Here is an 18,426-nt window from a genome sequence, read left to right as displayed (position 1 = left end):
AAAAGCGTGCCAACCAAGGTTGGCACCTACCGCGCAATGCGATCCGCCGGGCGTGGCCCGGCGGTTGCGGTGCAGGTCAGGCCAGGTTGAATCCGGCGCTGCGTGCCAGGCCGTCGAAGTCGGGGAACGAGGTGGCCACGTTGGCGATGTCGTTGATCCGCACTTCGCCGTCGCTGATCTGGCCGGCAATGGCAAAGGCCATGGCGATGCGATGGTCGCCGTGGCTTTCGATGGTGCCGCTGCCCAGACGCGTGCCGCCATGCAGGGTCGCGCCGTCTTCGGTTTCATCCACCTGCATGCCCAGCGCGCGCAGGCCGGTGGCCATCGCTGCCAGGCGATCCGACTCCTTCACCCGCAGCTCTGCTGCGCCGCTCACCACGGTCTTGCCTTCGGCAGCGGCGGCGGCGACGAACAGGGCCGGAAATTCATCGATCATGTCCGGCACCAGCGCTTCGGGAATGCGCGCGCCCTTCAGCGGCGCGTAGCGCACCACCAGGTCAGCGACCGGCTCGCCGCCCTGCTCGGCTGGATTTTCTTCGGTGATGTCCGCCCCCATCAGCCGCAGTGCATGCAGCAGGCCGGTGCGACGCGGGTTCAGGCCCACCTGCTTCAGGCGCAGCTCGGAGCCGGGAATGATGCTGGCGGCCACCAGGAAGAACGCTGCCGAGGAAAAATCGGCAGGCACCGCGATGTTGGTGGCACGCAGGCGCTGGCCACCGTGCAGGCGCGCCTTGCCCGGCGAGAACTCGATCTGCACGCCGAACGCGGACAGCATGCGCTCGGTGTAGTCGCGGGTGGGGTGCGGTTCGACGACGCTGGTTTCGCCCTGTGCGTACAGGCCTGCCAGCAGCACGGCCGACTTGATCTGCGCGCTGGCCACCGGCGAGGTGAACGCGATGCCGTGCAGTGCCTGGCCACCATGCACGTGCAGCGGCGGCGTGCCATCGTCCTGGGTATCGATCTTCGCGCCCATCTGCGACAGCGGGCCGGTGACACGGCGCATCGGCCGGCCGGACAGCGATTCGTCGCCGATCAGGGTGCAGTCGAACGACTGCCCGGCCAGCAGGCCCGCCAGCAGGCGCATGCCGGTGCCGGCGTTGCCGCAGTCCAGCGCTGCGCTGGGCGCCTGCAGGCCATCGATGCCGACGCCGTGGACGATGCGCTGCGACGGGCTGGGGGTTTCGATGCGCACGCCCAGCTGGCTGAAGATGCGCGCGGTGGCGCGGGTGTCTTCGCCTTCCAGGAAACCCTCGATGTGAGAGGTGCCGTCAGCCAGCGCGGCAAACATCACCGAACGGTGCGAAACCGACTTGTCGCCGGGAATGGTGAGGCTGCCCTGCAGCGGCTGGCCCTTGCGGGCGATCCAGTGTTGCGCGTTGCTCATCGTTCGATCATTCCGTAGACGCCGGCGGGCCGGCGGTGCATCAAGGGGCGGTGGCCGCGGCCACCGCGGCAGGCATCAGGGCACGGCCACCGGATAGGAGCCGAGGACCTTGATCTGCGCTGAGTGTGCTTCCAGTTCGGCCAGCGCGGCCTGCATCGGCGCGTCGTCGATGTGGCCGGCCAGGTCGATGAAGAAGCCGTACTCCCACTTGCCCTGGTGCGAAGGCCGCGACTCGATGCGGTTCATGCTGATGCCGTGCCGCGCGAACGGACTGAGCACGTCGAACAGCGCACCCGGCTTGTCATGGATGAAGACCAGCACCGAGGTGCGGTCATGGCCGGAGGTCGGGAAGATGTTGCGGCCCACCACCAGGAAACGGGTGGTGTTGTCGGCATCGTTCTGGATCGGCTTGGTCACCACCTTCTTCAGGCCGTACACGTGGCCGGCACTTTCGCCACCGATGGCCGCCGCATCGTCGGCGTTGCGCGCGCGGCGTGCGCCTTCGGCGTTGCTGGAGACCGGAATCTTCTCGGCCTTGGGCAGGTTGGCGCGCATCCACGCCGAGGTCTGCATGAACGACTGCGGGTGGCCGTAGACGCGTTCGATGTCCTCGATGCGGCCGCTGCGCGACATCAGGTACTGCTGCACGCGCAGTTCCACTTCGCCGCAGATCTTCAGGTTGGAGGTCAGGAACATGTCCAGGGTGATCTGGATGGTGCCCTGCCCCGAGTTCTCCACCGGCACCACGCCGAAATCGGCGTTGCCCGCTTCCACTTCCTGGAAGACTTCTTCGATGCTGGCCAACGGCAGGCCCAGCGCCGAGCGACCGAAATGCTTGAGCACGGCCTGCTGGCTGAAGGTGCCTTCCGGGCCGAGGTAGCCGATCTTCAATGGCTCCTGCTGGGCCAGGCAGGCCGACATGATCTCGCGATAGACGTGCACCAGCACTTCATCGCTGAGCGGGCCTTCATTGCGGTCCACCACCATGCGCAGCACCTGTGCTTCACGCTCGGGGCGGTAGTAATCGACGGCGGCGGCAAGCTTGCCCTTGGCCTTGCCGACCTGGTGGGCGAACTGCGCGCGCTCGGCGATCAGGCGCTGGATGTCGCGGTCGATCTGGTCGATCTTCGAACGCACGTCGGCCAGTGCCAGCGGCGCCTGGGTGGGGGCCGGCGTCGATGCAGCCCTGGCCTTGGACGTGCCCTTGGACGCAGCGCTGTCCTTGGCCGGTGCGGCCTGCTTCGGCGCCTTCTTGCTGGATTTGCTTGCCATCGGAATTCCCTGTTGCGTGGGCACGCACCCGACGGTGCGCGCCGTTCATTGCTCAGCCGTAGCGCTGCTGGAAGTCGGCCATGAAGGCGACCAGCGCCTCCGCACCCGCCAGCGGCATGGCGTTGTACAGCGAAGCACGGATGCCGCCGACCACCTTGTGACCCTTCAGCGCCAGCAGGCCGGCGGCCTTGGCCTCGGCGACGAAACGCGCATCGAGGTCGGCGTTGGGCAGGAAGAACGGGATGTTCATCCGCGAACGCGCCGCGTGCGCGACTTCATTGCGATAGAAGCCGCCGGACGCATCGATGGCGCCGTACACCAGCGCGGCCTTGGCCGCATTGCGCCGGGCGAACTCGGCCACGCCGCCTTCAGCCAGCATCCACTTGAACACCAGCCCCGCCAGGTACCAGTTCCAGGTGGGCGGGGTGTTGAGCATCGAGTCGCGCGCCACGTGCGAGCGGTAGTCGAAGATGTCCGCGCGCGGCTGGCCACTGCGCTCCAGCAGGTCGCGACGGATGATCATCACCGCGATGCCGACCGGGCCCAGGTTCTTCTGCGCGCCCGCGTAGATGACGCCGTAGCGGCGCACATCCAGCGGTTCGCTGGCGATGGACGAACTGAAATCGGCCACCAGCGGCACATCGCCGGTATCGGGCACGTCACGGAACTCGACGCCGTGGATGGTCTCGTTGGCGGTGATGTGCACATAGGCCGCATCGGGCGAAAGCTGCCAGCTGCTGCGCGCGGGCAGCTCGCGGTAGCCCCCGTCCTCGCTGCTGCCAGCGATGTTGACGTCCACATAGGGGCCGGCCTGCTTGACCGCCGTCCTGCCCCAGTGGCCGCTGACCACGTAGTCGGCACGCTGGCCAGGGCTTGCGAAATTCAGCGGGATCAACGCCTGCTGGGTGGTGGCGCCGCCGGACAGGAACAGCACGGCGTAGTCCTCGGGAATGTCGAGCAGGCGGCGCAGGTCCGCCTCGGCCTCGGCGGCGACGGACATGAATTCCGCACCACGATGGCTCATTTCCACGATCGAGGCGCCGGTACCGTGCCAGTCCAGCATTTCCGCCTGCGCCTGGCGCAGGACCGATTCCGGCAAGGTTGCAGGGCCGGCACTGAAGTTGAACGCGCGCGTCATGTCACACCTGTGGGGCAAGATCCCTAGTATGCCGCAGTGCACCAGCCTTGCGGCCTTGCGCGGCAAGGGAAATTTGGTTTCATCGGAATCCATCGCCCGCGGCACTGCGCCGGCAGTCGCCGACCTAGGCCGGCGCCTGCCCGAAGCACGGAGACGACAGGCTCAGCGCGCGCCGAACCAGAGCAGCAGGCTGAGCAGCGCAGCCAGCAGCAGTGCGCTGACCAGCAGCCACGGCCAGCGGCGGACCCGGCGCGGAGGAAGGGGCTCCGCGGGCGCCCGTTCGGCCTCGCGGCTGGACTCATCCTCGGCCGCCAGCGGCCGCCGGCGCGGATCACGCGGCACTTCCAGCACGAAACGGTGCTGGCCATCGAATACCACCTGGTCGCCCGGCTGCAGCCAGCAGTGGCGCACGGCCACGCCGTTGACGCAGGTGCCATCGGCGCTGCCCAGGTCACGCAGCAGGACGCGATCGCCGTGCACTTCCACGCGCGCGTGCTGTTCGGCGAACGCCGGATCGTCGATGGCGATGTCGGCCTCGGTGCCGCGGCCGATCACGCGGGCGCGCGACAAGGTGAAACTGCGGCCATGGTGCAGGCCACCGACGCCCCGCAACAGGCGCTGCTCGTCGCCGGCATCTTCGCCGTCCGGTGACGGCGCCTGCAGCAGGCTCTCGGCTTCGCCCCGCAGGACCATTTCCACGCCATCGACATACACCGCATCGCCGGCGCGCAGCAGCGCCATGCGCCGTACCGGACGGCCGTTGACATGGATGCCGCGGATGCCGTTGCCGACCTGGAGCCAGAGGCCGCGATCATCCATGCAGAACTGCGCCAGCAGCAACGCGCCGTTGCCTGCTTCGCCCAGCCGCACGCTGCCGTTGGCATGGCGCACGATGCGTTGCACCCCGGGCCGCAGCGGCTGGTCGGGCTGTTGTTGTTGACTGAAGTGAACAAGCAGGTTCTGCACGCGGCGCAGCCTAGCAGGTTGGCCGGCATCGAAGAAGAACCCCGGATGAGCGCTTGGCGCGGACGCGATCGATGCGCACAATGCTCGCCCTCTCTGATCACCCCGCCCTGCGCCAGGAGCCTGCATGTCCACCATCGATGTCCGCCACGCCCACGCCCTGCCCGACGCACAGGCGCGCGAGGCGATCGAACAGGTTGCCGCCAAGCTGGCCGAGCGCTTTGGCCTGAAGTCCTCGTGGAGCGCCGATGTGCTGAATTTCTCCGGCAGCGGCGTGGACGGCGCGATCGAGCTGCAGCCGGGCGCCGTGCGGGTGACCGCCAAGCTCGGCTTCCTGCTGTCGGCAATGAAAGGCATGGTCGAAAGCGAAATCCAGCGCGTGCTGAAGGAAAAGCTGGGCTGAACCACGACAGCGGCCGTCACGGCCCTGCAACGGCGGCGCGCGCTACTCTCGGGGCAGGTCCAACTCCCACGGGAAGTGCGATGAACCGCTACGAAAACGACGACCGCCGCGACGACGACGCCACCTTTGGTGAACAGGCCGGACGCTTCTCACGCAAGCTGAGCGATTCGGCCCAGCAGGTCTGGCTGGCCGGACTGGGTGCGCTGGGCCGGGCACAGGCCGAAGGCAGCCGTTTCTTCGATGGGCTGGTGAAGGAAGGCGAGGCCTGGGAGGCCCGCCGCCGTGAGCGCGCCAGCGAGCAGGGCCCGGGATGGCGCGACAACGTCGAGTCCTCGCTGGATGAGGCGCGCGAGAAGGCCTCGGGCACCTGGAACAAGGTCGAAAAGGCCTTCGACGACCAGGTGCAGGGCGTGCTCAGGCGCCTGCATGTGCCCACCGCCGACGAGCTCACCGCGCTGGAGGCACGCCTGGACGCCCTTCATGCGCGCCTGGCCAAGCTGGAGACGCGGGCGGCCTCGGGCAGCGATGCGCCGGCCCCGGGCAGCCACCAGTCGCCGGGCAGCGTGCCCTGACGATGGATTGTTGCAATGCAATAAAATTTGCCTGACAATCGCGAGCAACCCGCCAATCGCTTCGCCTGCCGTTTGTTCCCTCCCCTCACGGCTTCAGGATTGGCGGGTTTTTCGTGCCTGCGGAACGCCGATCTGAGCGTTCCATCACGCTTGCTGTGGGGAACGTCCTGACCCTGCCAGGCAGTGCGCGCTTTACACTGTCCGCTTCCGTTTTCGCCCCTTCCGCGCTCTCCCTGCATGCTTCCCTGGATTCTGGCCCTGCTGTCGGCCCTGCTTATCTGTTCCCTGGCCGTCGTTCACCTGTGGTGGATCAAGCGGCGGCAGAAGGAGATGCAACTGGGCCTGCAGGCCTTGGCCGGCATGCACTGGCGGGAGTTCTCCGCGCTGGTCAAGCGGATGCTGCGCGAGCAGCGCGGCCTGCGCGAACTGGAGTTTCCTGCCGAGGATGCCCGCGAGCCCAGCAGCGATTTCCTGCTCAGCGATGGCCCCAATACCTGGCGGGTGTCCTGCAAGCATGGCCTGGCCTATCGCATCGGTACCGCTGCGGTGAACGAACTGGGCGCGGCAGCGCGGCTGGCCGGGGCCAAGGGCGGCGTGCTGATCACCGAAGGCCGGATCCAGCGCGATGGCCGCAGTGCCGCCGAGCTGCAGGCCGTGGAGGTGTTGGACGGCCCGCGCCTGTGGCCATTGCTGCAGCCCTATCTGCCGGCCGACATCGATGCGCGCGTGCGCGCCACTGCGCGCCACGAGGCCCTGCGTCGCATCGCCATTGCCGCGTTGGCCTCGGTAACCGTCGGCCTGCTGGTCGGCCTGGGCCTGCAGGGCCTGCACCTGGCGTCACCGGCGCCGCAGGCGGTGACCGCCCCTGCCCCCGCCGACATCGCCGCCGCGGCGCCTGCCGCTGTCTCCCAGGCGCCCGCACCGGCAGCGGCGGCGCCTGCTGCTGCCGTTTCCACGCCGGCGGACGATGGCCACAGCGATCCCAACCCGGATATGGCGACCCTTGACCGCTACCAGGCGGATCTGGCCCGGGCGCTGGCTGGACAGCCCGGCATTGCCAGCGGCGTCTGGCTGACCCGGCAGACCCTGGCGATCAACCGCACCGGCGAACTTGACGATGTATGGCCGCGCGTCTGCACGCAGGTCCTGCGCTACCCCGCGCTGCGCACGGTGCGCGTGCAGCTCAATGCCCGCCCCGGCGTGGATGAGCCGGTGCGCTGGCGGCAGTGCGCGACGTATTGATCTGAACGCGCGGAAGCGTGCGCTCTAGCGCGCGCCGGGCGCGAAGCGGGCCACCAGATCCCAGGCATCGCCGAGGAACACCTGGCGCACGCGGGTGATGGGCTGTTCGCCCCGCCAGGTCAGGCGTTCGATCACCAGGCAGGCGGTGCCCGGCTTCACGTCCAGCAGGCGGGCAGACGCCGTGTCCGCACCCCACGCGCTGATGCGGTGCTGCGCCCGGGTCCAGGACACGTTCTGCAGCAGCCAGCTGCCCGGCGCGGTGGTGCTGAAGTCCACCTCCAGCACCTCCGGTACACCCACCGGGCTGATCAACCGGTGCTCCAGCGCCAGCGGGCGGCCGTCGGCAAGATGCAGGCAGCGCATCGCCAGCAGCATTTCACTGCCGGCCAGCTCCACTTCACCGGCATTGCCGGCGTCGGCCAGGCGCAGCTCGCGCTGCAGCAGCCGGTACCCGTACTGGTGGCCACGCGAGCCGACCTCCATCGCGATGTCCGGAATCTCCAGCGCCACCTGTTCCAGATGCGGTGGCTGCCGGGCGACGAACGAACCGGCCCGGCGGCGACGCTCGATCATGCCGCTCTCGGCCAGCGCGGTCAGCACCTTGTTGACGGTCATCCGCGAGCAGCCGTACTGCTCCATCAGTTCGTGCTCATAGGGGATGCGGAAACCCGGCGCCCACTCTCCGCTGAGAATGCGGCTTTCCAGGTCGCTGCGGATGCGCTGGTTGAGCGTGGCGGACTTGCTGGCCTTCACGTGACAGGTCTCGGTGGCGGGAAGCGATCAGCCCAGCACGCCGCGCAGGGCGGTAGCGAAGGCGGTGGTGATCGCCTCGCGCTGGAGGTGGCGGCCTTCGGCCACGCATTGGCGGCCATGGCGCCAGACCGATCGCAGCGCGCCATTACGTGCGGCGAACACCCAGCTGTCAAGCCATGCGTCATCCCGTCGCGCCTGCAGCGCGGGGTGTGCGGCGTCCAGTTCGAGCAGGTCGGCACTGGCCCCGACCTGCAGACCTGCGGCCACGCCCAACGCCTGTGCGCCGCCGTGCAGCGCGCCCTCGAACAGGAATCTGCCGCTGCTGCGGCTGGCATCGGCAGCCAGCACGTTGCGCCCGCGCAGCGCCAGGCGTTGGCCGTATTCGAGCAGGCGCAGTTCCTCGGCCGCATCGATCAGCACGTTGGAATCGGACCCCACGCCGAAGCGCCCGCCTTCGCGTGCGAACGCCTGCATCGGGAACAGGCCATCGCCCAGATTGGCTTCGGTGATCGGGCACAGGCCGGCGACGGCCCGGCTGGCGACGATGGAGGCGCGCTCGTCATCGGATATGTGGGTGGCGTGCACCAGGCACCAGCGCGCGTCCACCTCGGTGTGCGCGTACAGCCACTGCACGGGACGCTGTCCACTCCACGCCAGGCAGGCGTCGACTTCGCGCACCTGCTCGGCGATGTGGATGTGCACCGGGCCCTCGTTCAACGGCAGCAGTGCTGCCAGTTCATCGCCGGTGACGGCCCGCAGACTGTGCGGGGCGATGCCCAGCACCGCATCGGGCAACGCAGCCAGCGCAGCACGGGCACCCTCCAGCAGCCGCGCAAAACCGTCCACGTCGTGAATCAGCCGACGCTGGGCCGGGTTCGGCGCTGCACCACCGAAATCGGCGTGGGCATAGAACACCGGCAGCAGGGTCAGGCCGATGCCGGTCTGTGCCGCGGCTGCGGCAATACGTGCACTCATCTCGGCCCGGTCGGCGTAGGGCCGCCCCTCCGCATCGTGGTGCAGGTAATGGAACTCGCCGACACGGGTGAAGCCGCTTTCCAGCATCTCCATGTATGCCTGGGCAGCGATGGCCTGCACTGCGTCCGGGCGCAGGCAGGCAAGGAAGCGGTACATCAGTTCGCGCCAGCTCCAGAAGCTGTCGCCGTCGCCGCCCCCGATCTCGGTCAGGCCGGCCATGCCGCGCTGGAACGCATGGCTGTGCAGGTTCGGCAGGCCCGGCACCAGGATGCCGACCCGGGCATCCCCATCCTGCGCGGGCTGCCCCACGTCGATCGCGGCGATGCGCCCCGCCTGCACCTGCAGGCGGACATCGCGGGCCCAGCCATCGGCGAGCAGCGCGTGGGCGGCATGGAAACAGGACGGGGAACGCGAATCGGACATGGCTGGACAACCCGAAATGGACACCTATATTGTATAGACATATAAGCACAGCCGCAGTGTGGATGCCATGCATGTCGATATCCTCTGGTCCAACGTCCATCTGATCACCCTCGACGGTGAGGGCCTGGGTGTCCTCCGTGACGGCGTGCTGGCCTGCGCGGGCGGCCGCATCGTCCACGTCGGCCCGGTCGGCAGCGATGCACATCTGCAGCCGACCACCCGCATCGACGGCGAAGGCCGCTGGGTCTCGCCCGGCCTGATCGACTGCCACACCCACCTGGTCTACGCCGGCAACCGCGCCAACGAATTCGAGCAGCGCCTGCAGGGTGTGAGCTATGCCGACATCGCCCGCGCGGGCGGCGGCATTGTCTCCACCGTGCGCGCCACCCGCGCCGCAACGCCAGCCCAGCTTGCCGCCGAGAGCCGCCCTCGCCTGCTGGCGATGCGCGCCGAGGGCGTGACCACGATCGAGATCAAGTCCGGCTACGGCCTGACCCTGGACGACGAGCGCAAGCAGCTGCAGGTCGCACGCGCGCTGGGCGAGGAATGCCGGGTGAATGTGGTGCCGACCTTCCTGGGTGCCCATGCGGTTCCCCCGGGCCGCCAGGCGCAGGAGTACATCGACGAGGTCTGCGACGTGATGATTCCGGCCATCGCGGCCGAGGGCCTGGCCGAAGCCGTGGACGTGTTCTGCGAGAACATCGCCTTCTCCCCTGCGCAGGCGCGGCAGGTGTTCGACGCCGCACGCGCGAACGGACTGGCGGTGAAGATCCATGCCGAGCAGTTGAGCAACCAGCACGGGGCAGAGCTTGCCGCCGGCTTCGGCGCGCTGTCGGCCGATCACATCGAACATCTGGATGACGCCGGCATCGCCGCGATGGCGGCGGCCGGCACCGTTGCCGTGCTGCTGCCGGGCGCGTTCTATTTCACCCGCGATACCACCCCGCCGCCGATTGCCGCGCTGCGTGCAGCGGGTGTGCCGCTGGCACTGGCCACCGACAGCAACCCGGGCACCTCGCCGCTGACCAGCCCGCTGCTGGCGATGAACATGGGCGCGACCCTGTTCCGCCTGACGGTGGACGAGTGCATCGCCGGCTTCACCCGCGAAGCAGCGCGTGCGCTGGGCCATGGCGACCGCATCGGGCGCCTGGCCGTGGGCATGGACTGCGACCTGGCGATCTGGGACATCGACGCGCCGGCCGACCTGGTCTACCGCATTGGATTCAACCCGCTGCACGCGCGCGTGGTGCGCGGTCAGCCCGACCTGCCTGCCTCCTGGAGCAACACATGAGCAACACCCTGGTTCTTCGCCCCGGCCATGTCACCCTCGCCCAGTGGCGACAGGTCTATCGCGGTGCGCCGCTTGCGCTGGATCCGGCGGCGCTGCCGGTGGTACGCGCCAGTGCCGCCGCCGTGGCGGCCATCGTCGCCAAGGGTGCGCCGGTGTACGGCATCAATACCGGCTTCGGCAAGCTGGCCAGCGTGCGCATCGAGCGCGAAGACCTGGCCACGCTGCAGCGGAACATCGTGCTGTCGCACGCCGCAGGCGTGGGTGAGCCGATGCCCGCCAGCGTGGTGCGGCTGATGATGGCGCTGAAGCTGGTCAGCCTGGCCCAGGGGGCTTCCGGTGTGCGCGAGGAGACGCTGCTGCTGCTGGAGGCGATGCTGGTCAAGGGCGTGTTGCCGGTGGTGCCGGCGCAGGGCTCGGTCGGCGCATCGGGTGACCTCGCACCGCTTTCGCACCTGGCCAGCGTGATGCTGGGCGTGGGCGAAGCCTTCATCGGCGATGAGCGGCTGCCGGCCCGGGACGCACTGGCGCGGGCCGGCCTGCAGCCGGTTGAACTGGGCGCAAAGGAAGGCCTGGCCCTGCTCAATGGCACCCAGTTCTCCACCGCCTATGCGCTGGCCGGCCTGTTCGAGATCGAGACCGTGTTCCAGGCCGCGCTGGTCACCGGCGCACTGTCGGTGGAAGCGGCGAAGGGATCGGATACACCGTTCGATCCGCGCATCCATGCCATTCGTGGCCAGCGCGGACAGATCGCCACGGCCGCCACGCTGCGCACGCTGATGCAGGACTCGGGCATCCGTGAATCGCATCGCGACAACGACGTGCGGGTGCAGGATCCGTATTGCCTGCGCTGCCAGCCGCAGGTGATGGGTGCGGCACTGGACATCCTGCGCCAGGCCGCCACCACGCTGGAAATCGAAGCCAACGGCGTGTCCGACAATCCGCTGGTGTTCACCGACACCGGCGAGGCGCTGTCCGGCGGCAACTTCCACGCCGAGCCGGTGGCCTTCGCGGCCGACATGCTGGCGATGGCGGTGTGCGAGATCGGTTCGATCAGCGAACGCCGCCTGGCCATGCTGGTCGATCCGGCACTGTCCGGCCTGCCGGCTTTCCTGACCCCGCGCCCCGGCCTGAATTCCGGCTTCATGATTCCGCAGGTGACCGCCGCCGCGCTGGTGTCCGAGAACAAGCAGCGGGCCTATCCGGCCAGTGTGGATTCGATCCCGACCTCGGCCAACCAGGAAGACCACGTGTCCATGGCCGCACACGGTGCGCGCCGGCTGATGCAGATGGCCGAGAACGCGGCCAATGTGATCGGCATCGAACTGCTGGCCGCCGCACAGGGCTGTGACTTCCATGCGCCGCTGCGCTCCAGCGCTGCACTGGAGAACGTACGCGCCACCCTGCGCGCGCAGGTGCCGACCCTGCAGGACGACCGCTACTTCCACCCGGACATGGTGGTTGCCACCTCGCTCGTGCGCAGCGGCGCGCTGGCACGGGGCCTGGAAGCTGTCCTGCCGACCGTGGAGCCGCAGGCATGAATGCCCACCCCGACTGGCTGACGGTGCACGAGGGCGATGCTCCGCTGATCGTCAGCTTCCCGCATACCGGCAGCGAACTGCCGCACGATCTGATCGGCGACTATCACTCGCCGTGGCTGGCGCGTCGCGATACCGACTGGTGGGTGCACGAACTGTACGACTTCGCACGCGGCATGGGCGCGACCACCGTGCGGTCGGCGATCTCGCGTTCGGTGATCGATCTCAACCGCGATCCCAGCGGGGTATCGCTGTACCCGGGCCAGAACACCACCGGCCTGTGCCCGCTGACCACCTTCGACAACCAGCCGCTGTACCACGCCGGGCGCGAGCCGGACGAAGCGGAGATCGCGCGCCGTCGGGACACCTATTTCGCGCCTTACCACGACGCGCTGGCCGCGCAGATCGCGCGGCTGCGCGCACGTCACGGCACGGTGGTGGTGTATGACGCGCACTCGATCCGCTCGCACATTCCACACCTGTTCGACGGTGAACTGCCGCAGTTCAATCTCGGCACCGCCGGTCCGTCCGGCGCACCGGATACCTCCTGCGACAACGCACTGAGCGACGTGGTGGAAAACCTGCTGAAGATCAGCGGCATGAGCCAGGTGCGCAACGGCCGCTTCAAGGGCGGCTGGATCACCCGCCACTACAGCAACGTGGCCGGCGGCGTGCACAGCCTGCAGATGGAGCTGGCCTGTCGCGGCTACATGCACGAACCCCTGCCGGACCAGGTGGACGAGCACAGCTGGCCCACCCCGCTCGACCCCGACCACGCCGCACCGCTGCGCCACACCCTGGCGCAGGTGCTCAATGCCTGCCTTGAATTTGCTACGAACCGGAGCGCCGCATGACCCGCAACGACCCGTCCCGCACCCTTGCCGCACCGACCGGCACCACGCTCAACGCCAAGAGCTGGCTGACCGAAGCACCGCTGCGCATGCTGATGAACAACCTGCATCCGGACGTGGCCGAACGGCCGCAGGAACTGGTGGTGTACGGCGGCATCGGCCGCGCCGCGCGCGACTGGGAGAGCTTCGATGCCATCGTCGAAACGCTCAAGCGCCTGGACGATGACCAGACCCTGCTGGTGCAGTCGGGCAAGCCGGTGGGCGTGTTCCGCACGCATGCCGATGCGCCGCGCGTGCTGATCGCCAACTCCAACCTGGTGCCGCGCTGGGCCAACTGGGACCACTTCAACGAGCTGGATAAGAAGGGCCTGGCCATGTACGGCCAGATGACCGCCGGCAGCTGGATCTACATCGGCGCACAGGGCATCGTGCAGGGCACCTACGAGACGTTCGTGGAAATGGGCCGCCAGCACTTCGGCGGCGATCTCACCGGCAAGTGGTTGTTCACCGGCGGCCTGGGCGGCATGGGCGGCGCGCAGCCGCTGGCGGCAGTGATGGCGGGTGCCTCCTGCCTGGCGGTCGAGTGCCGAAGGAGCAGCATCGACATGCGCCTGCGCACCGGCTACCTGGACACCTGGACCGACAACCTGGACGAAGCACTGCGCCTGATCGATGAAGCCTGCAAGGCGGGCACGCCGAAATCGGTGGGCCTGCTAGGCAACGTTGCCGATGTGCTGGCCGAACTGCTCAAGCGCGGCGTGAAGCCGGACCTGCTGACCGACCAGACCTCCGCGCACGACCCGGTGAACGGCTACCTGCCGCAGGGCTGGACCGTCGAACAATGGGACGAGAAGCGGGTTTCCGCGCCGAAGGAAGTGGAAAAGGCCGCGCGTGCCTCGATGGCCAACCACATCCGCGCCATGCTCGGCTTCCACGCACTGGGCGTGCCGACCGTCGATTACGGCAATAACCTGCGGCAGATGGCGCTGGAAGAAGGCGTGGCCAATGCCTTCGATTTCCCCGGCTTCGTCCCGGCCTACATCCGTCCGCTGTTCTGCCGCGGCATCGGCCCGTTCCGCTGGGCCGCGCTGAGTGGCGATCCGGAAGACATCGCCAAGACCGACGCCAAGGTGAAGGAACTGATTCCGGACAACCCGCACCTGCACCGCTGGCTGGACATGGCCGCCGAGAAGATCAAGTTCCAGGGTCTGCCGGCGCGCATCTGCTGGGTGGGCCTGGGTGACCGCGATCGGCTGGGGCTGGCCTTCAACGAAATGGTCGCCAACGGTGAGCTGAAGGCGCCGGTGGTGATCGGCCGCGACCACCTGGACAGCGGCAGCGTCGCTTCGCCGAACCGCGAAACCGAAGCCATGGCCGACGGTTCCGACGCAGTCTCCGACTGGCCGCTGCTGAACGCGCTGCTCAACACCGCCAGCGGTGCGACCTGGGTATCGCTGCACCACGGCGGCGGCGTGGGCATGGGCTTCTCGCAGCACGCCGGCATGGTCATCGTCTGCGATGGCACCGAGGCGGCCGCCAAGCGCATCGGTCGTGTGCTGTGGAACGACCCGGCCACCGGCGTGATGCGCCACGCCGATGCCGGCTATGAGATCGCGATCGAGTGCGCGAAGGAAAAGGGACTGGATCTGCCGGGTATTCTGGGCCGATCGTGACCCGGGTGTCGCCGGGCATGGCCCGGCGCTACCGGTGCGGGTACCTGCGATGCCGGGCATGGCCCGGCGCCATGCGCTTGACCCCGCCCCCGCCGCTGACCAAGATGCGCCATCGCCACTGACGGATCATCGCGATGTACCGCGCCCTTGCCGCGCTCTTCTGTGCCTTGACCGTTGCCCTGCCTGCTCTGGCGGGGGATGTTCGCAACGATCTTCCGGCCCGGATGGATGCGCAGTTGCAGGCCAACCGCGAACGCTATGGCATCGCCGGCCAGGCGGTACTGGTCGCACACAACGGCCAGGTGCTGTACCAGGGCGCCAGCGGTGAACGTGATCCCGCTACCCATTCACCGGCCACCGTCGATACCATCTTCGCCGCGCAGTCGATGGCCAAGCTGCTGACCAGCACGCTGGTGATGCAGCTGGTCGATGAGGGCAAGGTGGATCTGGATGCACCGGCCAGCCGCTACGTGCCGGACTTGCCCGCCGCATGGCAGGCGATCCGTGTGCGTGATTTCCTCAACCACAGCTCCGGTATCGGCGAGTACTACGAGCGGGTGGACAACCGCTGGGTGAGCAAGGGCTACAACGGCCTCGCACCCGATCTCGCCGCCGCACTGAAGGTCGCTGGTTCGGCGCCGATGCAGTTCACCACCGGCAGCCGCGTGCAGTACACGCAGGCCAACTATCTGGTGCTGACCGCATTGCTGCAAACGCATTACGGCAGGCCCTACCCGGCGATCGCCCGCGAACGCATCCTGCAGCCGTTGAAGATGGCCAGCACCTCGTGGGGTGTCGCCAGCGTGCCAGCCCAGCGCGCGGCCGTGCCGTACATCGGCAAGGATGGGCAGCTGCAGCCGGCCAACGAAGACCCGTGGCCGGACTACGGCTGGGGCCATGCCGATCTGCAGACCAGCGTGGGCGACATGAACCGTTTCCTGCAGGCGCTGGCCACCGGCAAGCTGCTGCGTACGGCAACACTGGAAAAGCTCTGGCAGCCGCAGAGGCTGACCGATGGCCGCAGCAATTTCTTCTCCACCGGCTGGGATACCACGCGCAGCGATGGCTACACCCAGGTCGGTCACGACGGTGGCACCCGCGTGCGTGCGCGGCTGGCGTACAAGGACACCCTGGCCAGCGGCTACTGGCTGTTCGTGTACCTCACCAACGGCAGCGCCCGCAACGTCTGGTCGAGCACCCTGGTGGAGAGCACGATGGCCGTCGCCGCACCCAAGGTGTTTCCGCACGCTGCGCTGTCCGAACGCCTGATTGCCTATGCGTTGGACGATGACGCAGGGGCTGCACAGGCAATGCGGGCCTGGTTGCGCGACGACCACGGCATCAGCGGCAGCGAGCTGGAACGTGCGATCAACAGCGATGGCTATGGCATCCGCGAGGGCCTGGGCGCGCGCAGGGCGTTGAAGGTATTCGCCCTCAACACCGAGCTGTATCCGGATTCGGCCAATGTGTGGGACAGCCTGGCCGAGTGTCATGCGGCATTGGGTGAGACGGATGTCGCAGAGCGGCTGTATGCGAAGTCGAAGGCGCTGGCGAAACCGTCTTTGTAGAGCCGAGCCGATGCTCGGCTCCGTAAAAAAGCAGCCGAGCATCGGCTCGGCTCTACAGGTGCACCTGCCCCATACGCCGGTGATGGGTGACGTGGCGCCGTCGACCTGTTAACTTGCGCGCCACTTTCGTGGTTTACAGCATTTCCGCATGTCCCTCTCGTCGTACCGCCCCACCCCGTCGCTGCTGTTTCTGGCCGTTTCCCTCGGCCTTTCCTCCACCGCCGCCGCGGCCCCGCAGGCCACTACCCTTGATGCCGTGCAGGTCACTGCGGCCGATGCCAGCGCCCAGGCCCGCGAGGCGCTGAAGCGCGTACCCGGCGCCAGCAACGTCATCGACGTGGCCAAGGCCGACAGCCGACTGGCCAGCAGTGCCGATGTACTCGCCTTCCAGCCGGGCATCAGTGCGCAGTCGCCGGGCAACGAGGGCACCAAGGTGTCGATCCGCGGCTCAGGCATCAACCGTGGGCCGGGCGCGCATGCCTCGGGCATTGCCGTGTCCCTCGACGGCCTGCCGTTGACCGGCCCCGGCGGCACGCCCTACGAACTGCTGGAACCGCTGTGGCTGTCGCGGGTGGAGGTGCTGCGCGGCGCCAACGGCTTCGAGCGCGGCGCGCTGGCGCTGGGCGGTGCCATCGACTATGTAAGCCGCAGCGGCCGTGATTCGGCCGGCATGCAGCTGCACTACGAAGCGGGCAGCCGTGGCTACCAGAAACGCGGCATCAGCTGGGGCGGTGTCAACGGCGATCTCGATTACTTCCTGGCCTACACCGATACCGAGTTCGATGGTTATCAGCGCCATGCGCGCGGCGACGGCAAGGGCGCGATGGCCAACATCGGCTGGCAGATCACGCCCGACCTGCAGACGCGTTTCTTCGTTCGCTACCGCGAAACCAATCACGAAACGCCCGGTCGCTTGACCCGCGATCAGATCCGCAACGATCCGCGAGCCGCGAACGCAGCCAACCTGGCCATCGATGCGCGCCGCCCGCAGCCGGGCAGTACCTGGGTCGGTAATGTCACCACGCTGCAGATCGACGAGGATTCTTCGCTGCAGGCCGGGCTGGTCTATCACACGTATCCGATGGACTTGAACGAGAGCCTGTACCGCCAGCAGCTGGACTACGCCAACCTCAACGCCACGCTGGACTACCACCACCGCCACCGGCTGTTCGGCCTGGACAGCCGAACCACGATCGGTCTGCGCGTCACCCACGATCTGGACGCCGATGTGCGCGAGTCGCTGCGCTTTGCCAGCAACGGCTATGCCGCCGGTACGCGCACGCGTGACTTCCGCCACCACGGCACCGACAGCACACTGCACGTCGGCAATACCCTCGCCTTCAATGACCGCCTGCGCATGCAGACCGGGCTGGCACTGATCAACACCCGCCGCGATGTGCAGGTGACCTGGCCGAGCAGCGGCGGCCGCCTGCGCGACCACGACTGGGACTACGCACCGCGACTGGGCTTCACCTGGCAGCACAGCGCTCAGACACAGTGGTTCGGCAACCTCAGCCGCTCGGTGGAAGCGCCCCACCCGTGGTCGATGATCTGGGGTTCCAACCAGTACTTCGGGCCGGGCAACGGCCCGTCCAGCGGCCGCCAGCGCGCGCCGGTACCGATGCAGAACCAGACCGCCACCACGCTGGAACTGGGTGCACGCGGCGATGCCGTGCTGGGCCGCTGGGAGCTGACCGGCTACTACGCGCACGTGAACCACGAGCTGCTTAGCGTGGAGTTGCAACCGGTGCCGAACCTGTTCATCGCAGAAAATAACGCCAGCCCCACCGTGCACCGTGGCATCGAAGCCGGTTTGGACAGCACGCTGTGGCAGGCCGCGCCGGGGCGCCTGTCGTTGCGCCAAGCGTACACCTTCAGTGATTTCCGTTACCGCCGCGACGCGCGCTTCGGCAGCAACCGCCTGCCGGGCCTGCCGCGCCACAGCTACCAGTCCGAGCTGCGCTTCGATCATGCCTCCGGCCTGTACGCCGCGCTGAACACCGAATACGCCTCGCGCATCGCGGTGGACTACGCCAACAGCTACTGGGCCGACAGCCACGTGATCTTCGGCAGCCGCATCGGCTACGACGCACCCGGTGGCCGCTGGCAGGCGTGGGCGGAGATGCGCAACCTCGGCAACCGCCACTACGCGGCCACGGTCACACCGGGCTACGACGACGCCGGCAAGGATGTCGCCCGCTCCACGCCTGGCGAAGGCCGGGGCATCTATGCAGGCGTGCGCTGGCGTTTCGATTGATCGCCCCGGGCGGCGCCGGGTGTGATCCGGCGTCGTCGTTTCAGCCACTTCGACGACGTACCCGGCAGCGTCCCACCGCGCGAACCATCGCTGGCGTGAGCTGCTGCGTGCGCTTGTGCTTGTCAG

At 68.2% G+C, this 18,426-nt stretch carries 15 protein-coding genes; 9 read left to right on the top strand and 6 right to left on the bottom strand.

What is annotated here, in order from left to right:
- Positions 1-76: 76 nt before the first annotated feature.
- From aroA to AC5P76_RS13290, 4 genes are all read right to left on the bottom strand, one after another.
- Entirely contained in the window at positions 77-1,384 is a 1,308-nt protein-coding gene (gene aroA / locus AC5P76_RS13305) for a 3-phosphoshikimate 1-carboxyvinyltransferase (RefSeq protein WP_128987791.1), read from the bottom strand.
- A 75-nt stretch (positions 1,385-1,459) separates the two neighbouring features.
- Positions 1,460-2,656, bottom strand: a complete 1,197-nt coding sequence (gene pheA, locus AC5P76_RS13300) for a prephenate dehydratase (RefSeq protein WP_253119991.1) — start codon at positions 2,654-2,656, stop codon at positions 1,460-1,462.
- A gap of 52 nt (positions 2,657-2,708) precedes the next feature.
- A complete protein-coding gene (gene serC, locus AC5P76_RS13295) occupies positions 2,709-3,794 on the bottom strand; it encodes a 3-phosphoserine/phosphohydroxythreonine transaminase (RefSeq protein WP_053515512.1) in 1,086 nt (361 codons plus the stop codon).
- A gap of 162 nt (positions 3,795-3,956) precedes the next feature.
- On the bottom strand, positions 3,957-4,760 hold the full coding sequence (locus AC5P76_RS13290; protein WP_074899240.1) for an FHA domain-containing protein: 804 nt from the start codon (positions 4,758-4,760) through the stop codon (positions 3,957-3,959).
- Between the two features lie 124 nt (positions 4,761-4,884).
- Between AC5P76_RS13290 and AC5P76_RS13285 the strand changes: the two genes are divergently transcribed.
- The 3 genes from AC5P76_RS13285 to AC5P76_RS13275 all read left to right on the top strand — a co-directional run bounded on the left by AC5P76_RS13285 (position 4,885) and on the right by AC5P76_RS13275 (position 6,974).
- Positions 4,885-5,160, top strand: a complete 276-nt coding sequence (locus AC5P76_RS13285) for a polyhydroxyalkanoic acid system family protein (protein ID WP_053515509.1) — start codon at positions 4,885-4,887, stop codon at positions 5,158-5,160.
- An 80-nt stretch (positions 5,161-5,240) separates the two neighbouring features.
- Positions 5,241-5,732: a phasin family protein gene (locus AC5P76_RS13280; protein WP_180876863.1), complete on the top strand. Its 492-nt coding sequence runs from the start codon at positions 5,241-5,243 to the stop codon at positions 5,730-5,732.
- 237 nt (positions 5,733-5,969) lie between these two features.
- On the top strand, positions 5,970-6,974 hold the full coding sequence (locus tag AC5P76_RS13275) for a restriction endonuclease (protein WP_262218778.1): 1,005 nt from the start codon (positions 5,970-5,972) through the stop codon (positions 6,972-6,974).
- A 24-nt stretch (positions 6,975-6,998) separates the two neighbouring features.
- Here AC5P76_RS13275 and hutC read toward each other — a convergent pair whose 3' ends face one another.
- Positions 6,999-7,727, bottom strand: coding sequence for a histidine utilization transcriptional repressor HutC (hutC, locus tag AC5P76_RS13270; protein ID WP_053515504.1), 729 nt, complete (start codon positions 7,725-7,727; stop codon positions 6,999-7,001).
- 27 nt (positions 7,728-7,754) lie between these two features.
- Positions 7,755-9,125 (bottom strand): formimidoylglutamate deiminase, encoded by a 1,371-nt coding sequence (locus AC5P76_RS13265; RefSeq protein ID WP_495222774.1) that lies wholly within the window; start codon positions 9,123-9,125, stop codon positions 7,755-7,757.
- Between the two features lie 67 nt (positions 9,126-9,192).
- Here AC5P76_RS13265 and hutI point away from each other — a divergent pair, with 67 nt between their 5' ends.
- The 6 genes from hutI (at position 9,193) to AC5P76_RS13235 (ending at position 18,300) form a co-directional block, all read left to right on the top strand.
- Complete coding sequence (hutI, locus tag AC5P76_RS13260; protein ID WP_495222773.1) at positions 9,193-10,416, top strand: imidazolonepropionase; 1,224 nt, start codon at positions 9,193-9,195, stop codon at positions 10,414-10,416.
- A complete protein-coding gene (gene hutH / locus AC5P76_RS13255; protein ID WP_053515500.1) occupies positions 10,413-11,954 on the top strand; it encodes a histidine ammonia-lyase in 1,542 nt (513 codons plus the stop codon). Before hutI ends, hutH begins: the two co-directional genes overlap by 4 nt.
- The gene (gene hutG / locus AC5P76_RS13250) at positions 11,951-12,805 is read left to right on the top strand and encodes an N-formylglutamate deformylase (protein ID WP_197571568.1); all 855 of its coding nucleotides are present in this window, start codon (positions 11,951-11,953) and stop codon (positions 12,803-12,805) included. The genes hutH and hutG overlap by 4 nt, the downstream gene beginning before the upstream one ends.
- The gene (gene hutU, locus AC5P76_RS13245) at positions 12,802-14,475 is read left to right on the top strand and encodes a urocanate hydratase (RefSeq protein ID WP_263174956.1); all 1,674 of its coding nucleotides are present in this window, start codon (positions 12,802-12,804) and stop codon (positions 14,473-14,475) included. The genes hutG and hutU overlap by 4 nt, the downstream gene beginning before the upstream one ends.
- 134 nt (positions 14,476-14,609) lie before the next feature.
- Complete coding sequence (locus AC5P76_RS13240) at positions 14,610-16,043, top strand: serine hydrolase domain-containing protein (protein WP_495222772.1); 1,434 nt, start codon at positions 14,610-14,612, stop codon at positions 16,041-16,043.
- Positions 16,044-16,191: 148 nt separating this feature from the next.
- Positions 16,192-18,300 (top strand): TonB-dependent receptor family protein, encoded by a 2,109-nt coding sequence (locus tag AC5P76_RS13235; protein WP_111186134.1) that lies wholly within the window; start codon positions 16,192-16,194, stop codon positions 18,298-18,300.
- The last annotated feature ends 126 nt before the right edge of the window (positions 18,301-18,426 follow it).

It is taken from the genome of Stenotrophomonas sp. YJH_SMC_36, from assembly GCF_059369935.1.
This window is presented reverse-complemented; position numbering and strand designations above follow the sequence as displayed.